This is a genomic window from Bradyrhizobium sp. CCBAU 51753, assembly GCF_015291565.1.
GTDB classification, from domain to species: Bacteria; Pseudomonadota; Alphaproteobacteria; order Rhizobiales; family Xanthobacteraceae; genus Bradyrhizobium; species Bradyrhizobium ivorense.
Window position 1 is genome coordinate 8,298,272 of sequence record NZ_CP030037.1, and the last position, 23,422, is coordinate 8,321,693.

The following is a 23,422-nucleotide window of genomic DNA, read 5'->3' on the forward strand; positions in this document are numbered from 1 at the left end:
GTGCGCTTGATCAGAAATTGCCAGTTGTTACGGTTTGCCTAAGTGATTCTCGCCAGTTGGCGAGGAGAAACTGACACAGATCACAGCGCTGATTGGACACGATCAGCCAGTTGGCGCAACCGTTCTAGGTCGTTTCTCAACAGCTTCGCGCGGTGATCCGTAAGACACCCGCCAGGCATCATGTCGTAGCGTTCGGTATCGGCGTCGAAGTAACAGGCCTGCAAGCGCAGGCGCTGAATGCGTAGGGCTGCCTGCGAACAACTCAACCAGAACAACCGTTCGCAGGGGAATGTCGTCAAACAGCATGGCTGCCCGCGCCGGGCATCACAACAAACCAACCGGCCGGGTCTCAGCGAGTGCGAAACAGGGGCGAAGAACTAAATGTATATCATCGTTGATGACCGCGAGAGCGTCACGAACAGCTATGTTGGAGGCCTGGTTCGTGAAGGCGTTTCATCGATCGGCTTCTCTTCCAACGAATTCTGGGACTGGCTGCGAACTGCAAGTGAACCGGACCTGGCGGCGGTCGACGCCTTCCTGGTCGGGGAATTCGACGCGCGCGGCAGCCTGCCGCGGGCGGTGCGCCGGCGATCGTCGGCGCCGATCATCGCCATGAGCAGCCAGAAGATGCTGAAGAGCACGCTGGAGCTGTTCGAGTCCGGCGTCGACGACGTCGTGCACGTGCCGATTCATCTGCGCGAGATTCTGGCGAGGACCGCGGCGATCGCGCGCCGCCGGCTCGGCGACGCGCCGCGGCCGTGCGAGACCCGCATCCAGGTGTTCTTCAACGGGCGCGATCCGGAGATCGGCGGCCGCGCCCTCACGCTGCCGCGCCGCGAGCTGCGGATTCTCGAATACATGGTCAGCAACCACGGGAAGTGGATCACCAAGACGCAGATCTTCAACGCGGTCTACGGCATCTTCGAGTCGACATTCGACGAGAGCGTGATCGAGAGCCATGTCAGCAAGCTGCGCAAGAAGCTGCGCGACCGTCTCGGCTTCGACGCCATCGTGGCGCGGCGCTATGTCGGCTACCGGCTCGACATCCCGGCCAACGATCCGATCGAGCTGCAGGTGGCGGATTTCGGCAATGTCAGCATGCGCATGAACAGGACCCCGGCGGGTCCGGCGATGTACTCCGCCGGCAACTAGCGGCGAACGGCGCTGCTCTCCCTCTCCCCGTCCTTACGGGGAGAGGGCTGGGGTGAGGGGCTGCTCCGCATACGCAGCAGCAGATGGATATGCGGAAGCTCCCCCTCACCCGGAACGCATCTTACGATGCGTTCCGACCTCTCCCCGCACGCGGGGAGAGGTGAAACAGAGCCGCAGCCGGCGTTATGGCTTGCGCTGGAATTCGTCCTTGGAGACGTAGTTGAAATCCTCGATCAGGACGTCCTGGACGACGTCGGCCTGCATCCGCGCGTTGACGCGCTGCTTGATGGCGGCGGTGAGGATCGACAGGTCGTAGCGGGCGAGCTTCCTGAAATCCAGCCGCTCGTCGGCATAGATCTTGCGGAAGGCTTCGTCGATGATGAACGGCTCGGGCGGAACGTTGAGCTGGTGCATGGTCTTCGCGTCGACGGTGTAGGCGAAGCGCGCGATGATGTAGCCCTGCACATTGCCGTTCTCGACCATCGGCACGCTCAGCGCCCGCGTCTTCTGCGACTGCAGGCCCTCGAGATAGTCGTCCTTTGCCGGCAGCAGGCTGCCGTTTTCCTTCCAGTAGGCGACGGCATAGCTCGTCCCCGCCGTGAGGATGCACACCCAGAGCCCGGCCAGCACCAGCCTGATCATTTGCTGTCCTGTGCCCGGCGGGCGTAGGTGCCGTCCGACTCGGCCTCGCGGATCGCCCTGACGATGATGGTCGCGACCTCACGCACGGCGTCGTAGTGCCGCTCCAGAATCGCGCGGTTGCGCTCGAGCTTGTCGCGCAGCTGGCGGATCTCCTCGGCGATCTCGGCCTCGCTGCCGAGATACACCCGCGCCCGCATCAGGCGGACGAATTCCAGCATGCTGCGGCTCTTGCGCGCGCTGAAATCGTCGAAGTCGATCTTCTTGCCGGTCTCGAGCGCGCTGGTTTCCTCCTCGATGACGGCCTCTAGGCGCTGGATCGACGCCAGCAGGCCGCGCACCTCGTCCGACCTCACGCCGTCGGTCTCGACGGTCTCTCTGCTCACGTCGGGCACCAGCACCGGCAACGTGGTGCCCTTCCGGCCTTCGGTCTCCGCACCGAATTGTTCGGCCGCCATGGCCACTGCGCCGTCACTTGCCTGCATTGAAGTTCCCCCCGCGGCTTTGCTCAGCCATCCCAATTGCATCATTCTGCCTTTCCTGAATCGTTGCGCGCTGCCGGATGCGTGGCGGCGAGTTGTTTCGCGATGCCGATCCCCTTGCCCTGCGCCAGCTGGTTGCCGAGTTGCTCGGCCAGCATCGACCGCCAGACATTGCCTGCGGTGCCTTTCCCAAACAGCTCCTGCGTCTGCTGCGGCAGCATCGTCTCGACGAACACCTGCAGCACGAAGGCCTCGAACTTGCGATACACATCGCCCGAGGCGGCCGCCTTGAAGGTTCCTGGCGCGTTCATGTTCGACGCGCCCAGTTCGGCATCTGCCGCGGCTTGACCATCGGCTGCAGCGGCCTTGCCGACTTCGGACTGCATCGTGGAGAAATCCGCCGCGGCGGATTTCAGCGCGTCGAGCTTTGCGGTCGCGGCGCGCTGCGCCACCGGGTCGGCGGCCTGCAGAACGTCGAGCACGACGTCGGTTGTGGGTGTCACGATCATTGCCTGGACCCGGCTCCCTTGGTCGCAGCCAGCCAATCATGCCGGCGCACGGGCCTGCCTGCGATCTCCTCGAGCGAGCGCTTCTCCGCCTCGCGACGCCGGTCGGCAGCCGCGGCCCGGGCGACCTGCTCGACCTGCTTGACGCGGCGGTTCTCGGTCCGCACCTGGTCGAGTTGCCGCGAGGCCTCGGCCTGAACCGCGCGCGCCCCGACGCTGGTCGTGGTCAGCCGCCGCGCGATCGATGCGCTCGACGATCCCGCCGGGGGCCGCAGCGCGTTGAGCGCGCCGATCAGCCAGGCTTCCTCATCCTGCAAGGCCTGCTCCTGCTGGCGCAATTGCGCGAGCTGCCATTCGGACAGCCGCAGCTGCAGCTTCATCAGCGAGACCAGGCGAGCAAGCTTTTCCGCGCGTGACGCCATCGCCCGTCACTCCGCCAGCCATGACGACAGGCCGAGCATGAACTGGGTGAGCAGCTCGTCGCTGGTGAGATAAAGCAGCAGGAACCCGCCGAACATGACGAAGGGTATCGAGATGAAATAGACCGGGATCGTCGGCGTCAGCTTGTTGATGAGGCCGACCGCGAGATTGACGATCACCGAATAGACGATGAAGGGACTGGTGATCCGCAGCGTCAGCACAAACGCCTCGGCGAGGCGATTGACGAGCTGCATCAGCGCCATGTTGCCCTCGAGCCGGTTGCCGGGGTGCCAGACGTCGTAGGAATTCATCAGGCCGCGCAGCACCTGCCAGTGCTGGTCGGTCATGAAGAACAGCGTCGTGACGGCCGCCATGATCAGCGGCACCAGCGCGGGCGCCGGATCGGTATCGCCGACCGGCGTTCCCGGGATGTTGCTCATCCCGATCGCGCCCGCCATCACCGTCGCCATGGTCTGCAGCGCCAGGAAGAATACGCGTCCGGCGAGGCCGATGACGCTGCCAACCAGCAGCTCCGAGCCGATCAGGAACGCAAGCCGGAACGGCGAGGCGTCCGCCAGCAGCGGCCGCAGCATGGTGACCAGCAGAGGGGTCAGCGCGAAGGTGGTGACGACGGCGACGAACAGACGGACCTGCGGCGGAACGTTGACGCTGGAGAACCCCGGCACCAGCATCAGGCAGGCGCCGATCCGGCAGAATACGATGAAGGTCGCGAGCACGGTATCAGTCAGGCCAGCGATCACGACACGGCTCCGAGCGCCCTGATCTCGGCGCTGCGCGCGACCTCGACATGCGACAGGATCGGCAGGGTCGGGAACACCCGCTCCAAAATCATCCGGACATAGGGCCGCGCTTCCGGCGTCACCGCCAGCACGACGCTGGTGCCCTTCTCGGTGAACTTGCGGACCGCGGCGCTGGCTTCGGTGGCGAACTGCTCGATCAGGCGCGGATCGGCGTCGAACTCGACGACGTCGCCCTTGGCATCGCGCTTCAGGCTCTTGTGGAACGCGAGGTCCCAGCGGTTGCCGAGCCGGACCACGTTGAGCACCCCGTTGTCGGCGAGATCGCCGCAGATCTGCTGTGCGAGGCGGACCCGGACATGCTCGGCGACCTGCTCGGAGCGCCGCACATGCGGCGCGATCTCGGCGATCGCCTCGAGGATCAGATGCAGGTTGCGGATCGACACGCGCTCGGCCAGCAGGATCTTGAGGATCGCCAGCAGGCCCGAATAGGAAATCTGCGACGGGCAGAGGTCGTCGAGCAGGCGTTTGTACTCGGGATCGAGCCGGTCCAGCAAGCCGCGCATGTCCTTGTAGGAGAGCAGCTGGGCGAGGTTGGCCCGGATCACTTCGCTGAGATGGGTGAGCAGCACCGACAGATTGTCGACCGGCTTGCAGCCCTGCCGCTTCACTTCCTCGGTGAACGCTTCGGTGACCCAGAGCGCCTTCATGCCGAACGCCGGCTCGATCACCTCGTCGCCGGGCACGTCGGGCTTGCCGTCCTGGTCGACCAGCACCAGCACCTCGCCGAGCCGGAGCTCGCCATGCGCCACCCGCGTGTCGTGAATCCGGATCTGGTATCCCTTCGGATCGATCGACAGGTTGTCGGTGAGCTTGATCTCCGGAATCACGAAACCATACTGCTTGGCGAATTTCTTGCGGATCTTGCTGACGCGATGCGCGAGCTCGGTGCGCGAGCCGAGCAGGTGCACCGCAAGCTGGCTGCCCAGCGACAGCTCGATCTCGGCGGTCTTCAGCGATTCCTTGACCGAGTCCTTGGCCTCGGTCTGGGCCCGCTCGTCGGCCTTGCGCGCCTCTTCCTTCTGAAGCTCGGCGGCCTGCCGCTTCGGCAGCGAGTAGCCGACAAATCCCATCACGGCGCCGAGCAGCACGAAGGGCAGCATCGGTAGCCCGGGCATCAGCGCCAGCACGAACATCATCAGCGCCGCGGCCGACACCGCGCGCGGATAGCCGCCGAGCTGACGCAGCACCGCCTGCTCGGCCGATCCGCGGGTGCCGCCCTTGGAGACCAGGAGGCCCGCCGACAGCGACACGATCAGCGCCGGCATCTGCGACACCAGGCCGTCGCCGACCGACAGTTTTGTATAGACGTCGGCGGCGCGCGCCAGGCTCAGGCCGTGATGCGTCACGCCGATCACGATGCCGCCGAAGATGTTGATCGCGGTGATCAGCAAGCCGGCGATGGCGTCGCCGCGGACGAATTTCGAGGCGCCGTCCATCGCGCCGAAGAACGCGCTCTCTTCCTCGAGCTCGCGGCGGCGGCGCTGGGCTTCCTTATCGTCGATCAGGCCGGCGGAGAGGTCGGCGTCGATCGCCATCTGCTTGCCGGGGATGGCATCCAGCGTGAAGCGGGCACCGACCTCGGCGATACGGGTGGCGCCCTTGGTGATCACGACGAAATTCACCGTGACCAGGATCGCGAAGATGATCAGGCCGATGACGAAATCACCGCCCATCACGAATTTGGAGAAGCCCGCCACCACATAGCCGGCGGCGTGCTCGCCCTCGCCGCCGCGCGACAGGATCAGGCGGGTGGTGGCGATGTTGAGCGCGAGCCGCAGGATGGTCGCGATCAAGAGCACGGTCGGAAACGCCGAGAAATCGAGCGGCCGCTGGATCCACAGCGCGACCATCAGGATCAGCGCCGACAGCGCGATCGAGAACGCCAGGCCAAGGTCGATCAGCACCGGCGGGATCGGCAGGAACAGGATCGTGAGCATGACCACGATGCCGCCCGCAAAGAAGGCGTCCGCGCCGAGGCGTCGCGGGGTTGGCAGACCAGCAGTCAACGTCTCGGCCATGGGTCACCGGCAGCAGATTCAGTCAGGCAATCTGCCGTGCAAAGCTTACGCGAGGGTGGCGGCTTCGCGCGCTGCGGATCAGAATCCGTGTTCGATCCGGGAATAGATCATCTCGGTGAAGGTCGAGATGTGGGCGCCGATGAACGAGCCGGAGACGGCGACGACGACCAGGATGACGATGATCTTCGGCACGAAGGTCAACGTCATCTCCTGGACCTGGGTCAGGGCCTGGATCAGCGCGATGACCGTGCCGACCAGCATCGCCGCGCCGACCGCGGGGCCGGAGGCGACGATGATGGTCCAGATCGCCGCCTGGACGATATCGAGGGCGTCTCTCTCGTTCATGGTTTAGCTCAAGGTCAATCCCGGCCCGACCATGACCTTGGTGCCGTTCTCGAGCGTGGCGACGGCGCCGTCGGTGTTGATCGAGACCGACGCGATCTTGCCGGTGACGCTGGCGCCGGTGGTGTCGGTGAAGCTCACGGTGCGGCCGATCAGCCCGTCGGCCTGCGACAGCGCCGAGGACGACAATAGCGCGTCGAGCTTCGAATTGGTCTGCATCGCCTGCTCGACCGAGGACAGCTGCGCGAACTGGCTCATATATTGCGAGGTGTCCATCGGATTGGTCGGATCCTGGTTCTTCATCTCGGCGATCAGGAGCTGCAGGAAGGTGTTGTAGTCGACCGTGCTGGTGCTCTTGGTGGACGAACTCGCGGAGGATTCCGTGCCGGTCTTGTCGGTCGCGCTGGTGACGTTCATGTCTCTCTCCGCTGTCAGGCAGCCTCGATGGGGAGTTCGATCGCCGTGCCGGACAGGATCGCCTGCTCCACCGGGAACAGCGCCCGTATCCGCTTCAGCGCCTCGTAGTAACGGGTCGCGGCCACCAGCTCGCCGACCTGATCGAGGCCGTCGAGCATCTGCCGGTTCTCGCACACCGCCTTCAGCGCGGCATGATGCTGCTTGTAGAGCACGGCGGCATCCTGGTGATCGGTCGGGTTCATTAGCATGAGCTGGACCATGAAATAGAGCTGGCGCAGCGCCGTGGTGGCGTCGGCGGCCTGCATGACCTGATTTTCCAGCAGGAACATCACATCGTTGACGAGCTCGATCGCGACCTTGCGGTCGACGCGCAGCACCGCCCCGTTGATGTAGATCAGCTCGCCCGCCCGCAGCGATACCTTCATTGCAGCGCGTCTCGGATCAGGCGGTTGATTTCGACCAGCCGCACCACGTCGTTCGACTTGGTCTCGCGCAGGCGGTCGGCTTCCCGGATCACCCACAGGCCGATCGAGATGATGTCGGCGCGCAGCTTGGCGGGCAGCCCGTTGTCCGGATGCGCGAGATCCTCGATCAGCAGGGTCCACAGCTTCCTGATGTAGAGCAGGCTTTCGACCAGGTCCGCATTGCTGAAGACGCCGTCCTGCAGCCGCTCCAGCCGGTCGATGCCGATCGTCAAGGCCTGCCGCTCACGCGAGCGCGCCTCGAGGCTGCTGTCCTCGGCAATCGTCTCGTAAGCTTCAAAGGTCATCGAGACCACTCTGCACAGTAGAGGAGGACAAAGGCGGCATTCCCGGCTCAGAGATAATTGATGAGGCTCATCTTCTGCAGCTGCGCGGTGAGCGCGAGCGCCGTGTTGATCTGGGTCTGCAGGGTGTTGACGCGCACCGACGCCTCGGTCGGGTCGACATTCTCCATGCCGACGACCTGATTGTTGAGGATGTCATGCTGCAGCTTCAGCTTGTCGGTCGCGCTGCTGACCCGCTGCTGGATCGCGCCGACGCTGCCGCCAAGCACCGCGAGATCGTTGATGGCGCCGCTGACGAGGCTGATCGCCTTGTCGACCACGACCTGGAAGGTCGCCTTGCTCAGGTTGGTGTTGCCGAGATCGCTGAGCATGGTGTAGGCCTCCGCGAGCTTGCGGAAGCCGGGCTGGTTGGCGCTGACCGAGGTGTCGACGACCTCGGTGGTGGAGATGCGGCTGCTCAGCACCTGGTCGGTGGCCGAGGACCAGTTGGTGTTCCAGGCCGGGCTGGCGAACTCGGCGTCGAAGCTGCCGTTGAGGAAGCTCTGCATCTGCGCCGGCGTGATGCCGCTGACGCCGGCCGCGGATTGCGAGAAGCCGAAAGCCGCCAGGAAGTCGGCATCGACCGCGTTCTTGCTGGTCGAGCCCGCCGTGTAATTCTGCACCGGCGCGTTGGTGGTATCGATGCCGGCGAACAAATACGAGCCGTTGTAGGAGACGTTGAGCGCGCCCGTCAGGTCCTGCAAATTGGCGGTCGCACTCGGCAGGATCACCCGCGCGCCGCCGTCGGCATCGCGCGCGGCGATCAGGTTCTTGAGGAAATCCTGCGCGGTGGTGCCGAGCTGGGTGACCCGGTTCTGGATCACGTCGAGGCGGCCGGAGACGAGCTCGTTGGTGTCGACGATCTGGTCGATGTAGCTCATGTCCGCCCGCAGCGACACGTCGCGCCCCGTGGCAGCGCCGAGCTGCAGCCCGACATCGGCGAAGCGGCCGGTGGTCGCTTCCTTGCTGGCCTTGCTCAACAGGCTCTGGTTGTTGGTGATCGAGAACCTCAGCGCCGAGGTGAGCATGTAGGAGGAGATGTAGTTCGCGCTCATGTCGAGGCCCCCACGGCGGCAAGCAGACTGTTCAGCATGTCGTCGACGGTCGAGATCAGCTTCGACGACGCCGAATAGGTGCGCTCGACCTGCAGCATCAGCGACATCTCGTCGTCCATGTTCACGCCATTGACGTTGGAAAGCGCCGCGTTGCTGCGGTCCAGCAGCGTGTTCTGGTATTGCATGCCGTCGTCGGCGCTCTTGCGCTGGGTTTCGATCCAGCTCGCGGACGACGAGGCGAAGTCGATCACGCCGCCGCTCGGCTTGCCGCCGGCCGACGGATCGAACGGCTGCGGTGTGTCCATCTTGTCGATCAGCTGCTGCAAGCGCGTCGAGTAGCCGGCATTGCCGGCGGTATTGTAGTTGTAGGCGGCGTTGCCGCTGATGGCGCCGTCGCGCAGCAAATTGGGATTGCCGCCGACGGCCGGATCGACCGAGGCGGCAACCCGGATGGTTCCGGCGAGGCCGACCGACACGGTGGCGCTCGCGGGCATTCCCGGCGCGCCGGGATAGGTGAAGAGGCCGGGCACGTCGGGCAGCGCGGCGCCGGACTGATCGCTCTCGGCAAAGGCGGAGATCAGGCCGCGCGCGACTTCGTCGAGCTGGCTCTGATAGGTGACGGTGGCCTTGTCGCGGAGCTCGGCAAGGCCCGCAATCTTGCCGGATTTCAGCGGCATCACCGACGAGGCGCCGGTCACCGGCACGCCGTCGATATAGACCGCATTGCCCGTGGTACCCGGCGTATAGGTGTTGGTCGGCGTGAAGCTGACGGTGCGCGCCTTCTTGTCGTACAGCGCGGCGCCGCTGTCGGCATAGAGCGCCGCATCGCCATTGGGGCGAATCGAGACCGAGATGCCGATCTCCTGCGACAGTTTTGAGATGATGCTGTCGCGCTGGTCGAGATAGTCGGTGACGTCGTCGCCGGCGATGGTGCCCTTCACCACCGCGGTGTTGACGGTGTCGAACTGGGCGAGCAACTGGTTGATGTTGGCGACCGAGGTCGCGATGTCGGCGTCGGCGCCCTCGCGGACCGACTGCACGGTCTGGGTGGCCTGGTTCAGCGTCGACGCCATGTCCTTGGCGGCGGAGACCGCGGCCTGCGCCAGCGTCGCGTTGTCGGGCGCGGTCGCATATTGGTGCAGCGCCTGCTTCAGCTTGTTGAGCATCGCGGTCGGCGACTGGTCCTGCTCCGGATCGTCCACCGTGGTAGCGGCGATCTGCTGCAGGCCGTCATAGATCGCGCTCTGCTTGGCGGACGCGGAGGTCGCTGTCAGCACATTGGTGAACAGGCCGGTGCTGGCGGCGCGCTGGATCGCCGCGACATAGACGCCGGCACCGGGAAGCGTGTCCAGCACCGCGATCTTGCGCGAATAGCCGACCTGGCCGGCGCCGGCGATATTGCGCGAGATCGCCGACGACTGAACGCCCGACGCAATCAGAGAGTTGCGGGCGGAATCGAGAGCGGCGGTCAGGGACATTGCGTGCTCTTGGCCTGGGGAAGCGCCGATATAATCAGCGCTTCAGGTTGACGACGACGTCCAGCAGGTCCGCGCCGGTCTGGAAGGATTTTGAATTGGCGGTGAAGCCGCGCTGCGCCTCGATCATCGAGGTCAGTTCGTCCGCGAGGTCGACGTTGGATTCCTCCAGCGCGCCGGACTGGATCGCACCCATCCCACCCTGGCCGGCAAGGCCGACCTGGACGTTGCCGGACTTCAGGTTCGGCGAATAGACGTTGCCGACCTCGGGGGTCAGATTGTCGGGGCTCGGCACGTCGGCGAGCGCGATCCGGTAGCTCGGGATCTTGGTGCCGTTCTGGAGGATCGCGGTGACAAGGCCGGTCTCGTCGATATCGACCTTCTCGACCGCGGACGGCGCGTTGCCGTCGACGGTGGCCTTGAAGTCGAAGCCGGAGGCGACCTGCGTCATCGCCGAGAGGTCCATCGTGAACGCCGAACCGCCCGGAATGGTCATGGTCAGCGACTTCGGACTCGCCGCGGCAAGCGCGCCCTTGCCGGTGGCGCTGACGTCGAAGGTGAAAGTGTTGGAGGCGAGCGGGCCGCCCGAATAGGGGAAGCCGCCGGTCCCCGACGTCGAGGTCGAGGCGTCGTAGGTCTGCACCAGCCAGGTGTTCGCACCGGTCTTGAACGCGTAGACGTCGAGCGTGACCGCGTTGCCGATGTTGTCGTAGGTGACGACCGAGGTCTTCGAGGTGTAGGCCGGCGGGCCGCCGCTGATGGCGGCGCTGGGATCGAGATTGGCGGCGACGGTCGCCTTGGTCGAGGGCTGCGCCTGCAGCGCCGACTGGTTGACATTGATGACCTGAAGGCCGGCGAAGCCGTTGGCGGCGACCGCCGGTGCCGCGCCGTTGCGGACGTCGTAACCCATCAGCTGGAAGCCGGCGGCGTTGACCAGATTGCCCTGGCTGTCGGGCACGAACGAGCCGGCGCGGGTCAGGAAGTTGTTGCCCGATGAATCCTGCACCACGAAGAAGCCGTTGCCCTGCACGGCGAGATCGGTCGTCGAGGTCGTGAATTGCAGATTGCCGGCATCGGTGATGGCGTAGCGGACGTTGGTTTCGACGGCGCCCGAATCGTATTTGCCCGAGCCGCTCTTCAGGATCAGCGACGAGAACTCGGTCGAAGCCCGCTTGTAGCCGGTCGTGTTGACGTTCGCGATGTTGTCCGAGACCGTCGACAGCTTGTTAGACTGCGCAGACATCCCGGAAACGCCGGTGCGCATCACACCATACAGGCTCATGGATTGGGCTCCTTTGGTAGTTTGCCGCTACAATGGCGGCTCTTGCTTGCGCGGGGCTGACGGTCGCTGGTGCGGCGCAACCTCAAATCGTTCGCGGCTGGCACAGCGAACGCGCCTTGTCGGTCCAGGCGCCGAAGCCGCTGGAGACGAGGTGCGCGACGATGTGGCAGACGTAACGCTTCTGCGCGGGCTGGTTGTTGGGACCGGCATTGTAGCGGGCGACCGCCATGGTCCAGCTGCCCTCGCGTTGCTTCAACTCCTTGAGAAAGCGCGCGGCGTAGTCGACATTCCTGGCGGGATCGAACATCGCCTTGACCGAGGCGAACTTGTCGCCGTGATAGTAGTGATTGATCTGCATGCAGCCGAGGTCGATCAGCTTGGTGCGGCGGCGCCTCATCGCCTCGAAATTGGCGATGGCGTCGTCGATGTCCTTGGCAAACACCGTCTGGCCGTCGGCGCCGAGCGCATAAGGATGCAGCGCGCCGCGGCGCCCGGTCTCGGTCAGGCCGACGGCATAGAGAATGCCGAGCGGAATTCCGTGAACCCTTGCGGCGCGCGCCATCTCGCGCTCGCAGGGACGCGCGCTGTCCGCCCTCGCCGCGCCGGCGGTGACGCTACAGATAGACAGCGCCGCGACGATCGCGCAGCGCCACGTCCTGATCATGACGTGTCTCCCGGTGGTTCTGATGCTCCTGCCGCGGCTGCTTCGCGCCGTCCTGCGGCTGGCCGGACGATGTCCCGGAGCCGCCGGGCCCGCCCTGCGGCTGTGACGATTGCTGCTGCCCGGCGAATGAAGCCTGCGGCTGGTTCGAGCCTGTCTGAAATCCGTCCAGCGATCCATGGCGGACCGGCGCGACATCGGCGACGTAACCCGCCGACTGCATCAGCTCGCGGATCGAGTCGCGCTGCTGGTCCAGCATCTGGCTGGTGTCCTTGCGGTCCGCCGCGAGATGGATCGAGACCGCTTCGCCGACCAGACGCAGGCGCACCGTGACGTTGCCGAGATCAGGTGGCTCGAGACTGATGGTCAGGATCTTGAGCGGCTGATCGGGTGCATTGCTTTGCGATGATGCGAGATCGGGCGCCGCCGCTGGCGCGGGCTGCGCGGCGCCCTCCAGCTCGGCCACCACGGCATTCGCAACCTGCTGGGGCGCGGTGAATTGCTGCAGCGGCGGCAAATGGGTCTCCTGCTGCACCACGGTGACTTTAGTCGCTTCCGGCAGCGCCTCGCGCGCCGCGACTTTTGCCGCGCGCCCAACGTTGGCGGCGACGGTCTCGAAGCCGGACGCGGCCGGTGCAGCCTTCGGCGTTGCGTCGGCCTGCGGGGGCGCCGCTGGGCGCGGGGCATCGACCGGCGGGCGGCTGCCGGCGTCCACAACATCGGCGTTTGCCGCAGTCGGAGCGCGCGTCGCCGGAAGATCGCGTGCGGTCGAGGACCGCTCGGCGCGGTCATGCGCGGCCTTGTCCCGCGCAGGGGGTTGCGGTTGCGTCTGCGGCTTCACGAGCGGCGCAGCGGCGAGTTCCTGGCCAACGATCGATGGTTGGGTCACTCGGCTCGGGACATCCAGCGTGGCCGCGTGATCGCGCATTGGCGAGGCCTGCGACGTGTGCCGCTCCTCGGCCGTCTCCGGCTGCTCGCGCACCGGCTCGTCGTGGGGCTCATCGCGTTCCACCAGCTCTGCGATGCGCGTGCGCAGCGCGACCGGCTTCAGCGACACGGCCTTGTCCTGATCGTCCGGGGCCCGCTTCGCCTGGTTCGACACGGTGTGAATCAGATCCTGGAATGATTTGTCGCCGGTCGCCTGCTTGGCCGCGCCGGTTCCAGCGCGGCTGCCGCGCGAAAAAGTTTCGGCGATGCCCGAGAAAAGCTGACCGGACGTTCCGCTGAGCTTGGTCATGTGAGCCTGGTCATATGAGTAGTCATGGGCGGCGATCCCTGGTGAGGAGCTCCAGTTCGCTGAGTTGCTTCTGCGCGCGTGCCAGCAGGGTCGCCGAGCGGGCGAGATCGAGACGCGCCGGCGTTGGCGGCGGCTTGTCAGCGGCGAGCACACTCGATGATCCCGTGGTCGGCTTGCGAATGTCGAGCGCGAGCTGCAGGCCTGCATTCAGAAGCGCGACGTCGCGCTCCCCGACCTTGGCGCGGTCGACCGCCCTGAGCTCGGCAACGCCGCCGTCATAGTCATCGCCGAGCGCACGCGCGGCGCCGCGGAACAGATGCGCGCGCTCGCGATCGGGGCTGCCGTCGGCGCTGAGCGACAGCGCCTGCTCGCCGGCGAGCCGCACCACGGCCAGCCGGCCGCGGATCAGCGCACTTCGCGCGATCACCACGTAGAGCTTGAGGCGGCTCGCACGGTCGAGCCGTTCCAGCATGGCCGCGACCCGCGCAAAGCGGTGCTCGTCGAGCGCAAGGCTTGAGCGCGTCAGCGCCGAGGAAAACCGCTGCCAAAAATCGCCGGCATAGATCGAGTTGCGGTAGTGCCGGACATAGGACTCGGTGAGAAACTCGAACTTGTCGAAATCCTCGGCCTGCTCGACCAGCAAAATCTCGCGGCGCAGGGCGGCCTCTTCCACCAGCGTGCCCGGCAGCAGCAGGCGCGCTTCGTCGAGCCGCTCGATCGCAGCCGGCACGTCCGAGTTCGCGAGCAGCGCGCCCTGCACCAGGGCGATATGTCCGCTCATGCTCGATGGCACGGCGCGCGGCTTGACGTCCTTCAACAGCTCGCGGGCTTCGTCCTGGCGGCCCTCGACATAGGCCAGCGCGGCATTGAACAGCCGCTCGTCGACCTTCAGCTTGTCGCGCGGCAGCTTACGCACGAGCTGCGGCGCGCCGCCGCTCAAGAGATAGACGACGACGGCCTGGCCGTTCTGCGGATTGCCCCATACAGCGGGATCGGCGGCGAGAAATTTTTCGCCGACCTGCCGGACCAGCACGAGGTGGCCGTTTTGTGCGGCGCTGTCGCCCTTCGCGATCCCGTCCTGCACCTCCTGCAACCTCCGAACCATTTCGTACGGCTCGCCGGACAGGGACACCGGATCCGGCGCGGCGGCGAGCGCCGACGCCGAGGACAATGCAAGCAACAGCGTGGCCAGAGATCGCAACCTGATCATGGGCGCTTGTCCCTGATCAGGATTTCGATCCGGCGATTCTGCGCCGCCGCCGGATCGTTCGGAAGCTTGGGACGCCGGTCCGCATAACCCTCGACATGTTCGATGCGCTGCGCATCGACGCCGGATCGAACCAGCATGTAATACGCCATCTGCGCCCGCGCGGTCGACAGCCGCCAATTGTCGTAGGTGTCCGAGCGATACGGCCGATTGTCGGTGTGGCCGCGCACGATGATCACACCGGACCGCTTGGTCAGCAGCGGGCCGATCTTGTCGATGACGCGGATCAGCTCGGGACGCGGTTCGGCGGAGCCGACCGCGAACATGCCGAAACTGGCATCGTCGGTGAGGCTGATCAGCAGGCCCTCCTCGACCTGGCGGACTTCCGCGACCGGCCCGGTGCCCGCCCTGGTGCCCGACAGCGCATCGCTGATCGCCGCCTGCAGCTGCTTGACGGTCGGCTGCGCCTGCGCGTCGCGCGGCGCGGCATCCTTCGCAGCCTCGCCCGGACGCGGCTGGGCCGCTGCATTGGACTGAGCGTTGGATTGATTGTTGGCTTGGACGTTAGCCTGGACATTGCCTTGGGCGTTGCCGTCGCGACCGGGCTGCGACGGTGCCGCCCCGGGTGGCAGCAGCGGCGTTCCGCTGGCGGACTGCGCCTCCGTGCTTGCTGCAGCGCTGCCGCCGGGATCGTCCAACTTGCTGCGGCGTGCGGGCGATGGCGCGCCTTGACTAGACGCTTGCGGCATTTCACGCGCGGACTTTGGTGCGGGCTCGCTCTCGATCACCCGCTCGGCGTCCTTACCGGCCTGGGGCTCGAGCTTCCAGTAGCCGGGGTCGAACGGATCGCGGTAGGCCTCGCCGCCCTTCAAGCCGTCCTCTTCCGCGGAGGTCAGGGCGCCGGCGCGCCGTTGGCCCGACGCCTGGCTCGAGCTCGCCATGATCTCGGTCAGCGTCGCGTAGGGATCGCGAAACAGCACCTTCTCTTCATAGAAAGGCGGCTGCTCCGCCGTCGGCGAATCGCCGCGGCGCTCTTCATTGGGGCCCGCAGGCTGGCGCTTGCCGTCCTGGCCTTCGGACACCGGGGAATCCTTCTTGGGGAAATCCCGGAGGCCCTTCGGGGCAGGTGAATTCTCGGCAAGCTTGATCGGGTTGAAGTAGCTCGCCACGATCTGACGCTGGTCCTGGTTGAGCGCGGTGAGCAGCCACATCACCAGGAAGAACGCCATCATGGCGGTCATGAAGTCCGCGTAAGCAATCTTCCAGACGCCTCCCTTGTGCGGCGCGTCCTCGAACGCGCTGCGCCGCCGGATGATGACGAGCTCTTGCTTGACCTCGTTCATGAAGAACTACCGGCGCGCTTCATTGAGACGCTCGATCCACGCCGACAGCTGCGTCTCGATCACGGTCTGGTCGGCGACGACGCGGATCTCCACAGTGTCAGTGGCCTGATAGTCGATTCCGGTGCGCTGCGCCGCATCGAGCTGCGCCTTGACCCGCTCGAGCAGATCGCCGGGGCCGCTGATCTTGAACACGGGTACGGGTGAGCTTGAGGTCAGCGCCGCGATCTGCTCGACCAGCGCCGCGACCGCCTTGTCGCGGACCGCGTCGGCAAGGAACGGCTGCAGGATGCGGGCAACCGAGCTTGCGATGTTCGATTCGAGCTCGCGGCAGGCCGCGGCAAAACCATTGACGATGACGGCCGCCTGCTGATCCGACCATTTGGCGCGCTCTTCGCCAAGCCGGATCGCGCTGCGAACGCGCTCCTCCGCGAGGCTGGCGTTGCCTTCCGAGACGCCGGTGGAATAGCCGCGACGATAGGCTTCGTCCAAAAGATTGACCGGCGACGCTTCGGCCTGCGGAGCGGGCATGGGTACAGGCTGCGGTGCCGGCGCCGGCTCTCGCCTGGCTTCCATTGGCCTCGCAAATTGCTCCGCGGGTTTCGGCCGCTCAGCCGGCGGCCTGACGCGGCCGCTGGCGTCGAACTGGGTGAGGAGTTTTCCGATCGCCGCGTTCATGCCGCCTCCTCCCGACGCATCCAATCTTTCAGGATCGCCGCCGCCTGCGTCTGGTCGAGACGCACGATCTGTTCAAGCCGCTTCTGCGGCGTGCGCTGCAGCTTGCCCTCGAGATCTTCCACCAGGTTCAACTCGTCCTGCTCCGGCAGAGACAGCGCGGCGGCCTCGAACTCGGCGGCGGTTTCCGCCGCTTCGACCTGCTCCTGCTCCGCACGGTGGGTCAGGATGCCGTTGACCGCGGGCCGCAGGCCGAACCAGACCAGCATCGCGGCGACGGCAAGGATGGTCGCCGCATTGATGAAGCTGCCCATCTGACGGTTGAGCATCTCGACAAATCCGATCGGCGGCACCGGCGCCAGCTCACGCGAGCCCTCGACGAAGTCGACCGCCGTCACCTGGATCTGGTCGCCGCGCTGCTTGTCGATGCCGCCGGCGGTCGCCGCGAGCTGGCTGATCTCGGCGATCTTGCTGTCGACGATGGCCTGGTTGGTCTTGTCGCCGAGGTCGGCGATCAGCCGGGTGCGGTTGATCAGGACGGCGATGAACAGCTTCTTGACGGCATAGCCGTCGCTCACGGTGGTCGTGGTCTTGGACGACACCTCGAAATTGGTGATGTCCTCGCGGCGCTGCTTCTCCTCGTTGGAGTTCTTGGTGCCGCCGGCATTGACCTGCTGGTCCGGGAGATTCTGCTGCACCGTGGTCGGCGTCTGCCGGTCGGCGTTCTGCGAGGTCTCCTTTTCGCGGACGTTGCGCACCGAGCGCTCGGCGCGGCTTTCCGGATCGTAGACGGTCTCGTTGGTCTGCCGCTTGTCGGTCGAGAGCTGCGGCGCGACGCTGACCTCGAAATTGTCGAGCCCGAGATAGGGCGTCAGCGCCTTGCGGATATTCTCCTGCACCATCTGGCCGACCATCTTCTGCAGGCTCGCCATCTTGGTCGGCGCGGCGCTGGCCTCGTCCTCCTCGGCCAGTAGCATCGAGCCGTCGGCGTCCAGCACCGTCACCTTGTCCCGCGACATGCCGGGGATCGCCGCCGCGACGAGGTGGCGGATCGACTGCGCGGTGCGGGCCTCGATCGCGCCGTCGGTGCGCAGCACGACCGACGCCGATGGCGGCTGCTGGGTCGCCCGGAACGAGCCGCGCACCGGCAGCACGATATGAACCCGCGCCGCCTTCACGCCCTTCATCAGCTGAACGGTGCGGGCGATCTCGCCTTCGAGCGCCCTGAGCTTGGTGACCTCCTGCATGAACGAGGTGAGGCCAAGCGAGCCGATCTTGTCGAACAGCTCGTAACCGGAATTGGCGCTGGTCGGCAGGCCCTTCTCGGCCAGCAGCATGCGCGCCTGCATGGTCTGGCTCGGGCGAACCGAGACCGCGTCGCCGGCGGCGTTGACGTCGAAGGCGATGTTCTGCTCGCGCAGCGCTGCCCCGATCCGCGTCACGTCCTCGCGGGCGAGGCCGTTGTAAAGCACCTCGAATTCGGGCCGGCTCAGGTAATAGGCGCCGCCAACCACCGTGACCAGAACGGCAAAGCCGATCAGGCCGAGGGCCATCAGGCGTCGCGGCCCAAGCTGCAGCAGATTGTTGAGCAGCTGCTGGATCTGCGCGCGACTGAGCATATGACCTCGTATCGATGCGAATGGCCAGAACACTCCGCTGCCAACCTTGTCTGAAGGTTGCGCGGGTGCGCCGGCGCATCAGTTCGCGCTGCAGGCGTGGCAATTTGGCAAAGGATTGGGAGCGGATGATCGCCCCCCGCCCGGGGCCGCGCCGATGCCGGCGTCATGGCCGTCTTTCACGGCCGATATCTTGCGACTAGGACCGTGCTCCGCGAGGAGCACGGTCGGTTGCGAAGCCGTTAGCTTACTTGAACAGCGACAGGATGCTCTGGCTGTTCTGGTTGGCGATCGAGAGCGCCTGGACACCGAGCTGCTGCTGGACCTGGAGGGCCTGCAGGCGGGTCGATTCCGCGTTCATGTCGGCGTCGACGAGCTGGCCGATACCGCGGGTCACCGAGTCCATCAGCGATTTGACGAAATCGGTGTTGTTGCCGATACGGTTCTTGATGGCGCCGAGGTCGGCGGCGGCCTGGCTGACCGTGTTGATCGCGCCGGTGACCTGCGCGATCAGGCCGTCGAGCGTGGTCTGGTCGGCAGCCGAATCGGTCAGCGCGCCGATGTTGAGGTTGTCGATCGAGCTGCCGCCGCCACCGACGGTGTCGAGGAAGCCGGTCGCGGTGGCAGTGTAGAGCGAGTAGTTGGCGACGGTCACCGAGATCGTGTTGATGGTCGGTACGCCGCCGACGCGCGAGAACGACGACACCAGGTTGACGGTGGTCGGCGTGGTCGCGTTGGTGCTGAGCCAGTTCACCCCGTTGAAGGTCGCCGAGTTGGCGGTGTTCTTCATGTCCTGCTGGATCTGGGTGATTTCGGTCTGGATCTTCTTGCGGTCGATGCCGGCGGTCTTGGCTTCGACCAGCAGCGACTGCAGCTTGGTGAGGCCGCTGTTGCCGTCGCTGCCGAGCACCGAGGTCAGCGCGGTGTATTCGGTGTCGACGGTCGCAGCCGACAGGCCGAGCGAGTCGGAGACAGCGGAAAGCGCGGCGTTGTCGGCGCGCATCGAGGTCGCGATCGACCAGTAGGCGGAATTGTCGGAGGCGGTCGCGACGCGCTGGCCGGTCGAGATCCGGTTCTCGGTCGTCTGCATGTTGGTGCTGACCGAGCGCAGGGTCTGCAGCGCGGTCATCGCCGCCGAGTTGGTGAGCAAGCTGGAAGCCATCTTGGATGTCCCTTGAGGTGAGTTGTGCGGGGGGACATACCGGACTTGCACCGGTACGGCAGAGCGGCGTCATGCCTTTGGGCCGGCTATCGCAGCAAGGGCCCAACCTGTCGTGGCGACGAAGCTAGGGACTGAGGCTTGTGCGAGGCTTGCGTCGCAGCGGGCCAAAAAATGAAAGGCCGCGCCCGAGGAGCGCGGCCTTTCACCCGATGTATAGGACTTAGCGGAACAGCGAGAGCAGGCTCTGGCTGTTCTGGTTGGCGATCGAGAGCGCCTGAACGCCGAGCTGCTGCTGGACCTGGAGCGCCTGCAGGCGGGTCGATTCCGCGTTCATGTCGGCGTCGACCAGCTGGCCGATACCGCGGCTCACCGAGTCCATCAGCGACTTCACGAAGTTGGAGTTGTTGTCGATACGGTTCTTGACGGCACCGAGGTCTGCAGCCGCCTGGCTGACCGAGTTGATCGCGCCAGTGACCTGCGCAATGTAGCCATCGAGCGTGGTCTGGTCGGCGGCCGAATCGGTCAGCGCACCGATGTTGATGGTGTCGATCGAGCTGCCGCCGCCGGCCGAGTCGAGGAAGCCGCTCGAGGTGGCGGTATAGAGCGAGTAGTTGGCAACGGTCAGCGTGATCTTGCCGGTGGTCGGCACGGCGCCGACGCGCGAGAACGACGACACCAGGTCGACGCTGGTCGGCGTGGTCGCGGTGGCGCTCAGCCAGTTCACCCCGTTGAAGGTCGCCGCGTTGGCGGTGTTCTTCATGTCCTGCTGGATCTGGGTGATTTCGGTCTGGATCTTCTTGCGGTCGATACCGGCGGTCTTGGCTTCGACCAGCAGCGACTGCATCTTGGTGAGACCGCTGTTGCCGTCGCTGCCGAGAACCGTGGACAGCGCGGTGTACTGCGTGTCAACGGTCGCGGCCGACAGACCGAGCGAGTCGGAGACGGCGGAGAGCGCGGAGTTGTCGGCGCGCATCGAGGTCGCGATCGACCAGTAGGCGGAGTTGTCCGAGGCAGACGCCACGCGCTGGCCGGTCGAGATCCGGTTCTGCGTGGTGGCCATGCTGGCGCTGACCGACCGGAGGGTCTGCAGCGCGGTCATGGCGGACGTATTCGTAAGCAGGCTTGACATGAAGCATGTCCCTTTATGTACGCGTTAACTTTTTCATGAGGGGACATACCGGACTTGCACCGGTACGGCAGGGCGGCATCATGCCTTTGGACGTGTGTGGGTTAAGGTCCAACCTTCCGTAGCCGCTGTCGTAGCAGCCGAACGTTAGCCGTGGCTTAAGACGGGATTTTATTTCGCCGCAATAGCGCGGCCGCCAGTTTGCGATCCGGTAACGATGACGAGGCCACGACCGCCCCAGGATGGCACAGGTCGCGCCGCGTTCCCTGCCGGGCGCTCGCTACGAGAATGACCGGACCAGGCCGGAGGCGAGCAGATTCCAGCCGTCGATCAAGACGAAGAACAGCATCTTGAACGGCAGCGCGATCACCGTCGGCGGCATCATCATCATGCCCATCGACATGGTGAGCGTCGCCACGATCATGTCGATCACCAGGAACGGCAGGATGATCAAGAATCCGATCTCGAACGAGCGACGAAGCTCCGAGATCATGAAGGCCGGGATGATCACCCGCATGTCGATGCGCTTGTCGTCGAATTTCTTGCGAAAGCTTTCGGCGGCCAGCGCCTCGAAGGTCTGCAGGTCCTTCTCGCGGACATGGGCCAGCATGAATTCGCGGAATGGATCGGTGATCTTCAGATAGGCGTCCTCCTCCGAGATCTCGTTCTTCATCAGCGGCTGAACGCCGGTCTCCCAGGCGCGGTCGAAGGTCGGCGCCATCACATAGAAGGTCATGAACAGCGCGAGGCTGATCAGGACGAGGTTTGCCGGTGTCGTCTGCAGGCCGAGCCCGGCGCGCAGAAACGACAGCGCGACGGCAAATCGCGTAAAACTCGTCACCATGATCAGCAACCCCGGCGCCACCGACAGCACCGTGATCAGCGCCATCAGCTGGACGATGCGCCCGCTGGTGCTGCCGTTGCCCGGCGGCAGCAGCGAGTTGAGATCCGGAATCTGGGCCGACGCCGCCTCGGGCAGCAAGACCAGCACCACCGCCACGACGAGGAAAAGCACTCTCATTGGATCACCAGCGTCTCAATGATCAATTCGCGCACCTTGCCCGACGACCTGACATTGGCGCGTTCGGTCAGATCGTCGCGCAGATGCTGCAGCCCGCGGGCGCCCTCGAACTGGGCAACCGTGGCCGACCTGAGATAGGCGACGATGTCCTCGCTGATATGGGCGGCAAGGATGCCGGCCTCCTCGTCGTTCATGGTTTCGGTCACCATCGAGGCCTCGACCCGCGCCCAGTTGTTCGGCGGCGCCGCCAGATTGGTCACGACCGGAGACAATTTGCGCAGCCGCGCGCTGCCGGCGTAGCTGGCCGCGACCGGCGGCTGGGTGACGTTCTTGCGGGCGTCGGCGACGCGCTCCGCCGCCGCGATGAGTTGCAGGCCCGCGAGCGCGCCGGCGCCGATCGCGATCAGCGTCAGGACAACGATCGCGGCGATCAGGCGCATGGCGTCCCTCGTCCCGGTGACGCGGCCTGCTCCGCCGCGCGATCAGAATGGCGCCGCGACGTCATAGACCCGTTGTCCCCATGCCGGCTGCTGCATGTCGGTCAGGCGGCCGCGGCCGCCATAGGAGACACGTGCCTCGGCGATCTTCTCATAGGAAATGGTGTTGCCGCGCGAGATGTCGCGGGGACGAACGATGCCCCCGACATTGAGCACGCGCATTTCCGCATTGACGCGAAATTCCTGCGAGCCGCTGATCATCATGTTGCCGTTCGGCAGCACGTCGGTGACGATCGCGGCGACCGACAGCTTGATGTCCTCGGTGCGGTCGATCTGGCCGGCGCCCTTGGTCGACGTGCTCGAGCTCAAATTGGCGTTGGTCTGGCCGGTGTTCTGCCAGCCGGCGGCATTCATCAGCCAGTCCAGGCCGAACTTGATCTGCGAGTCGCGTGAGCGATCGGTCTTGTTGTCGAGCTTGGCCTTGTCCTGCATGGAGATCACCACCGTCACGACGTCGCCGACGCGCTTGGCGCGCGGATCGCGATACAGGTCAGTGCCGTCGTCCCAGGTCGAGCGATAGCTGACCGGGGTGTGGACCCGCGGCGTCACCGGGATCGGCAAGGCCTGCGTCCGCAAGCCGTCACCGACCGGGGACAGCTGCGGCCCCTTCAGCGTGTCGGCCACCTCCTGGGCGCAGCCGCCGAGCAGCAGCAGCGAGAGGATCAGCATCGGCTTTTTCATCTGTTGGTCTTTCCGTCGTCGACGCGCCGCATTCCGCCGAGCAGATCGGCGAGATGCGCCGCGCGCGCCGATTCCATCTCGTTGAAGATCGCGCTGGCGTTGCGCGGGCTCAGCTTCGCCAGCACCGCGGCCGCGGTCTCGTCCGCCATGCCGGCGATCTGGGTGGCGGCGGCCTCGGGGCGCATGCGCGAATAGATCTCGACCATCGAGGCTTCGGCTTTCTTCAGAAATTCGTCGCGCAGCGCCATCCACTGCTCGTATTCGACGCGCTTGGCTTCGACCTCCGCGATCCGCTCGCGCAACTTGGCCTCGGCCTTCTCCAGTTCCTTCAGCTGCCAGGCCAGGCGGGCATCGACGGCAGGATCGGCGACATTGCTGCAGAACTGGGCGACCTCGTTCTCCGGCGGCGGGGTCGCGGCGACCGGGGCCGGCTTCGGCGGCGCAGCGCTGTTGCCGGTCTTGGCGGGACGCGCGGCAGCAGGCGGATTCTCGGGCGCCGGCACCGCGCCGGTCATCAGCGGGCCGGTGTCCTCGGGAGCCCAGGCCGTCGCCCTGGCCGACCCGTTGTCGGCGGCGGACGGCGAAGCCGGCGCAACCGGCTTCTGTGCACCGACGCTACGCGGTCGCGCAAAAGACTTGAGGTCGAGCGGCTTGGCCGCGTCCAGCGCCCGCACCGGCGCGGCGCTCACCAATGCAAACGCCGCGACCAGGACGAGAACTTGCGATTTGTGATCCAGCTTCAGCATCGGGCGGCGTGCGATTCTCGGTCGAGAACACAGCAATGC

At 65.8% G+C, this 23,422-nt stretch carries 26 protein-coding genes; 1 reads left to right on the forward strand and 25 read right to left on the reverse strand.

Annotation, left to right across the window (positions count from 1 at the left end; translation table 11 throughout):
- Positions 1-381: 381 nt before the first annotated feature.
- Positions 382-1,152, forward strand: coding sequence for a response regulator transcription factor (locus XH93_RS38120; RefSeq protein ID WP_194471387.1), 771 nt, complete (start codon positions 382-384; stop codon positions 1,150-1,152).
- Positions 1,153-1,335: 183 nt separating this feature from the next.
- On the opposite strand, the gene XH93_RS38125 is transcribed toward XH93_RS38120, so the two are convergent.
- The 25 genes from XH93_RS38125 to XH93_RS38245 all read right to left on the reverse strand — a co-directional run bounded on the left by XH93_RS38125 (position 1,336) and on the right by XH93_RS38245 (position 23,383).
- Positions 1,336-1,794, reverse strand: a complete 459-nt coding sequence (locus tag XH93_RS38125) for a hypothetical protein (RefSeq protein ID WP_194471388.1) — start codon at positions 1,792-1,794, stop codon at positions 1,336-1,338.
- The gene (locus tag XH93_RS38130; protein ID WP_194471389.1) at positions 1,791-2,276 is read right to left on the reverse strand and encodes a flagellar biosynthesis protein FlgN; all 486 of its coding nucleotides are present in this window, start codon (positions 2,274-2,276) and stop codon (positions 1,791-1,793) included. Before XH93_RS38130 ends, XH93_RS38125 begins: the two co-directional genes overlap by 4 nt.
- A 41-nt stretch (positions 2,277-2,317) precedes the next feature.
- Positions 2,318-2,782, reverse strand: coding sequence for a rod-binding protein (locus XH93_RS38135; RefSeq protein ID WP_194475498.1), 465 nt, complete (start codon positions 2,780-2,782; stop codon positions 2,318-2,320).
- The gene (locus tag XH93_RS38140; RefSeq protein ID WP_139857825.1) at positions 2,779-3,201 is read right to left on the reverse strand and encodes a hypothetical protein; all 423 of its coding nucleotides are present in this window, start codon (positions 3,199-3,201) and stop codon (positions 2,779-2,781) included. The genes XH93_RS38135 and XH93_RS38140 overlap by 4 nt, the downstream gene beginning before the upstream one ends.
- Before the next feature lie 6 nt (positions 3,202-3,207).
- Positions 3,208-3,960, reverse strand: a complete 753-nt coding sequence (fliR, locus tag XH93_RS38145; protein WP_194471390.1) for a flagellar biosynthesis protein FliR — start codon at positions 3,958-3,960, stop codon at positions 3,208-3,210.
- Positions 3,957-6,038, reverse strand: a complete 2,082-nt coding sequence (gene flhA / locus XH93_RS38150; protein WP_194471391.1) for a flagellar biosynthesis protein FlhA — start codon at positions 6,036-6,038, stop codon at positions 3,957-3,959. The genes fliR and flhA overlap by 4 nt, the downstream gene beginning before the upstream one ends.
- A 78-nt stretch (positions 6,039-6,116) precedes the next feature.
- Positions 6,117-6,383 carry a flagellar biosynthesis protein FliQ gene (fliQ, locus tag XH93_RS38155; protein ID WP_194471392.1) on the reverse strand — a complete coding sequence of 89 codons (267 nt, stop codon included), beginning with the start codon at positions 6,381-6,383 and terminating at the stop codon, positions 6,117-6,119.
- A 3-nt stretch (positions 6,384-6,386) separates the two neighbouring features.
- Positions 6,387-6,797 (reverse strand): flagellar hook assembly protein FlgD, encoded by a 411-nt coding sequence (flgD, locus tag XH93_RS38160; protein WP_194471393.1) that lies wholly within the window; start codon positions 6,795-6,797, stop codon positions 6,387-6,389.
- Positions 6,798-6,811: 14 nt separating this feature from the next.
- Positions 6,812-7,222, reverse strand: a complete 411-nt coding sequence (gene flbT, locus XH93_RS38165; RefSeq protein ID WP_194471394.1) for a flagellar biosynthesis repressor FlbT — start codon at positions 7,220-7,222, stop codon at positions 6,812-6,814.
- A complete protein-coding gene (gene flaF / locus XH93_RS38170; protein WP_194471395.1) occupies positions 7,219-7,566 on the reverse strand; it encodes a flagellar biosynthesis regulator FlaF in 348 nt (115 codons plus the stop codon). The genes flbT and flaF overlap by 4 nt, the downstream gene beginning before the upstream one ends.
- A 47-nt stretch (positions 7,567-7,613) precedes the next feature.
- Complete coding sequence (locus XH93_RS38175) at positions 7,614-8,657, reverse strand: flagellar hook-associated family protein (protein ID WP_194471396.1); 1,044 nt, start codon at positions 8,655-8,657, stop codon at positions 7,614-7,616.
- Complete coding sequence (gene flgK, locus XH93_RS38180) at positions 8,654-10,135, reverse strand: flagellar hook-associated protein FlgK (RefSeq protein WP_194471397.1); 1,482 nt, start codon at positions 10,133-10,135, stop codon at positions 8,654-8,656. Before flgK ends, XH93_RS38175 begins: the two co-directional genes overlap by 4 nt.
- A gap of 34 nt (positions 10,136-10,169) precedes the next feature.
- Positions 10,170-11,414 (reverse strand): flagellar hook protein FlgE, encoded by a 1,245-nt coding sequence (locus XH93_RS38185; protein WP_194471398.1) that lies wholly within the window; start codon positions 11,412-11,414, stop codon positions 10,170-10,172.
- An 82-nt stretch (positions 11,415-11,496) separates the two neighbouring features.
- Positions 11,497-12,078, reverse strand: a complete 582-nt coding sequence (locus XH93_RS38190; protein ID WP_194471399.1) for a transglycosylase SLT domain-containing protein — start codon at positions 12,076-12,078, stop codon at positions 11,497-11,499.
- Positions 12,029-13,312: a flagellar hook-length control protein FliK gene (locus tag XH93_RS38195; RefSeq protein WP_194471400.1), complete on the reverse strand. Its 1,284-nt coding sequence runs from the start codon at positions 13,310-13,312 to the stop codon at positions 12,029-12,031. Before XH93_RS38195 ends, XH93_RS38190 begins: the two co-directional genes overlap by 50 nt.
- A 22-nt stretch (positions 13,313-13,334) precedes the next feature.
- A complete protein-coding gene (locus XH93_RS38200) occupies positions 13,335-14,522 on the reverse strand; it encodes a chemotaxis protein (protein WP_194471401.1) in 1,188 nt (395 codons plus the stop codon).
- Positions 14,519-15,862, reverse strand: coding sequence for a MotB family protein (locus XH93_RS38205; protein WP_194471402.1), 1,344 nt, complete (start codon positions 15,860-15,862; stop codon positions 14,519-14,521). The genes XH93_RS38200 and XH93_RS38205 overlap by 4 nt, the downstream gene beginning before the upstream one ends.
- Before the next feature lie 6 nt (positions 15,863-15,868).
- Positions 15,869-16,537: a hypothetical protein gene (locus tag XH93_RS38210; protein ID WP_194471403.1), complete on the reverse strand. Its 669-nt coding sequence runs from the start codon at positions 16,535-16,537 to the stop codon at positions 15,869-15,871.
- On the reverse strand, positions 16,534-18,153 hold the full coding sequence (gene fliF / locus XH93_RS38215) for a flagellar basal-body MS-ring/collar protein FliF (protein WP_194471404.1): 1,620 nt from the start codon (positions 18,151-18,153) through the stop codon (positions 16,534-16,536). The genes XH93_RS38210 and fliF overlap by 4 nt, the downstream gene beginning before the upstream one ends.
- Before the next feature lie 244 nt (positions 18,154-18,397).
- The gene (locus tag XH93_RS38220; protein WP_139486642.1) at positions 18,398-19,312 is read right to left on the reverse strand and encodes a flagellin; all 915 of its coding nucleotides are present in this window, start codon (positions 19,310-19,312) and stop codon (positions 18,398-18,400) included.
- 220 nt (positions 19,313-19,532) lie between these two features.
- Complete coding sequence (locus XH93_RS38225) at positions 19,533-20,441, reverse strand: flagellin (protein WP_194471405.1); 909 nt, start codon at positions 20,439-20,441, stop codon at positions 19,533-19,535.
- A gap of 277 nt (positions 20,442-20,718) precedes the next feature.
- Positions 20,719-21,459 carry a flagellar type III secretion system pore protein FliP gene (fliP, locus tag XH93_RS38230; protein ID WP_139486644.1) on the reverse strand — a complete coding sequence of 247 codons (741 nt, stop codon included), beginning with the start codon at positions 21,457-21,459 and terminating at the stop codon, positions 20,719-20,721.
- A complete protein-coding gene (locus XH93_RS38235) occupies positions 21,456-21,899 on the reverse strand; it encodes a flagellar basal body-associated FliL family protein (RefSeq protein WP_139486645.1) in 444 nt (147 codons plus the stop codon). The genes fliP and XH93_RS38235 overlap by 4 nt, the downstream gene beginning before the upstream one ends.
- A gap of 42 nt (positions 21,900-21,941) precedes the next feature.
- Positions 21,942-22,637, reverse strand: a complete 696-nt coding sequence (flgH, locus tag XH93_RS38240) for a flagellar basal body L-ring protein FlgH (protein WP_194471406.1) — start codon at positions 22,635-22,637, stop codon at positions 21,942-21,944.
- Positions 22,634-23,383: a MotE family protein gene (locus XH93_RS38245; RefSeq protein WP_194471407.1), complete on the reverse strand. Its 750-nt coding sequence runs from the start codon at positions 23,381-23,383 to the stop codon at positions 22,634-22,636. The genes flgH and XH93_RS38245 overlap by 4 nt, the downstream gene beginning before the upstream one ends.
- Positions 23,384-23,422: the final 39 nt, after the last annotated feature.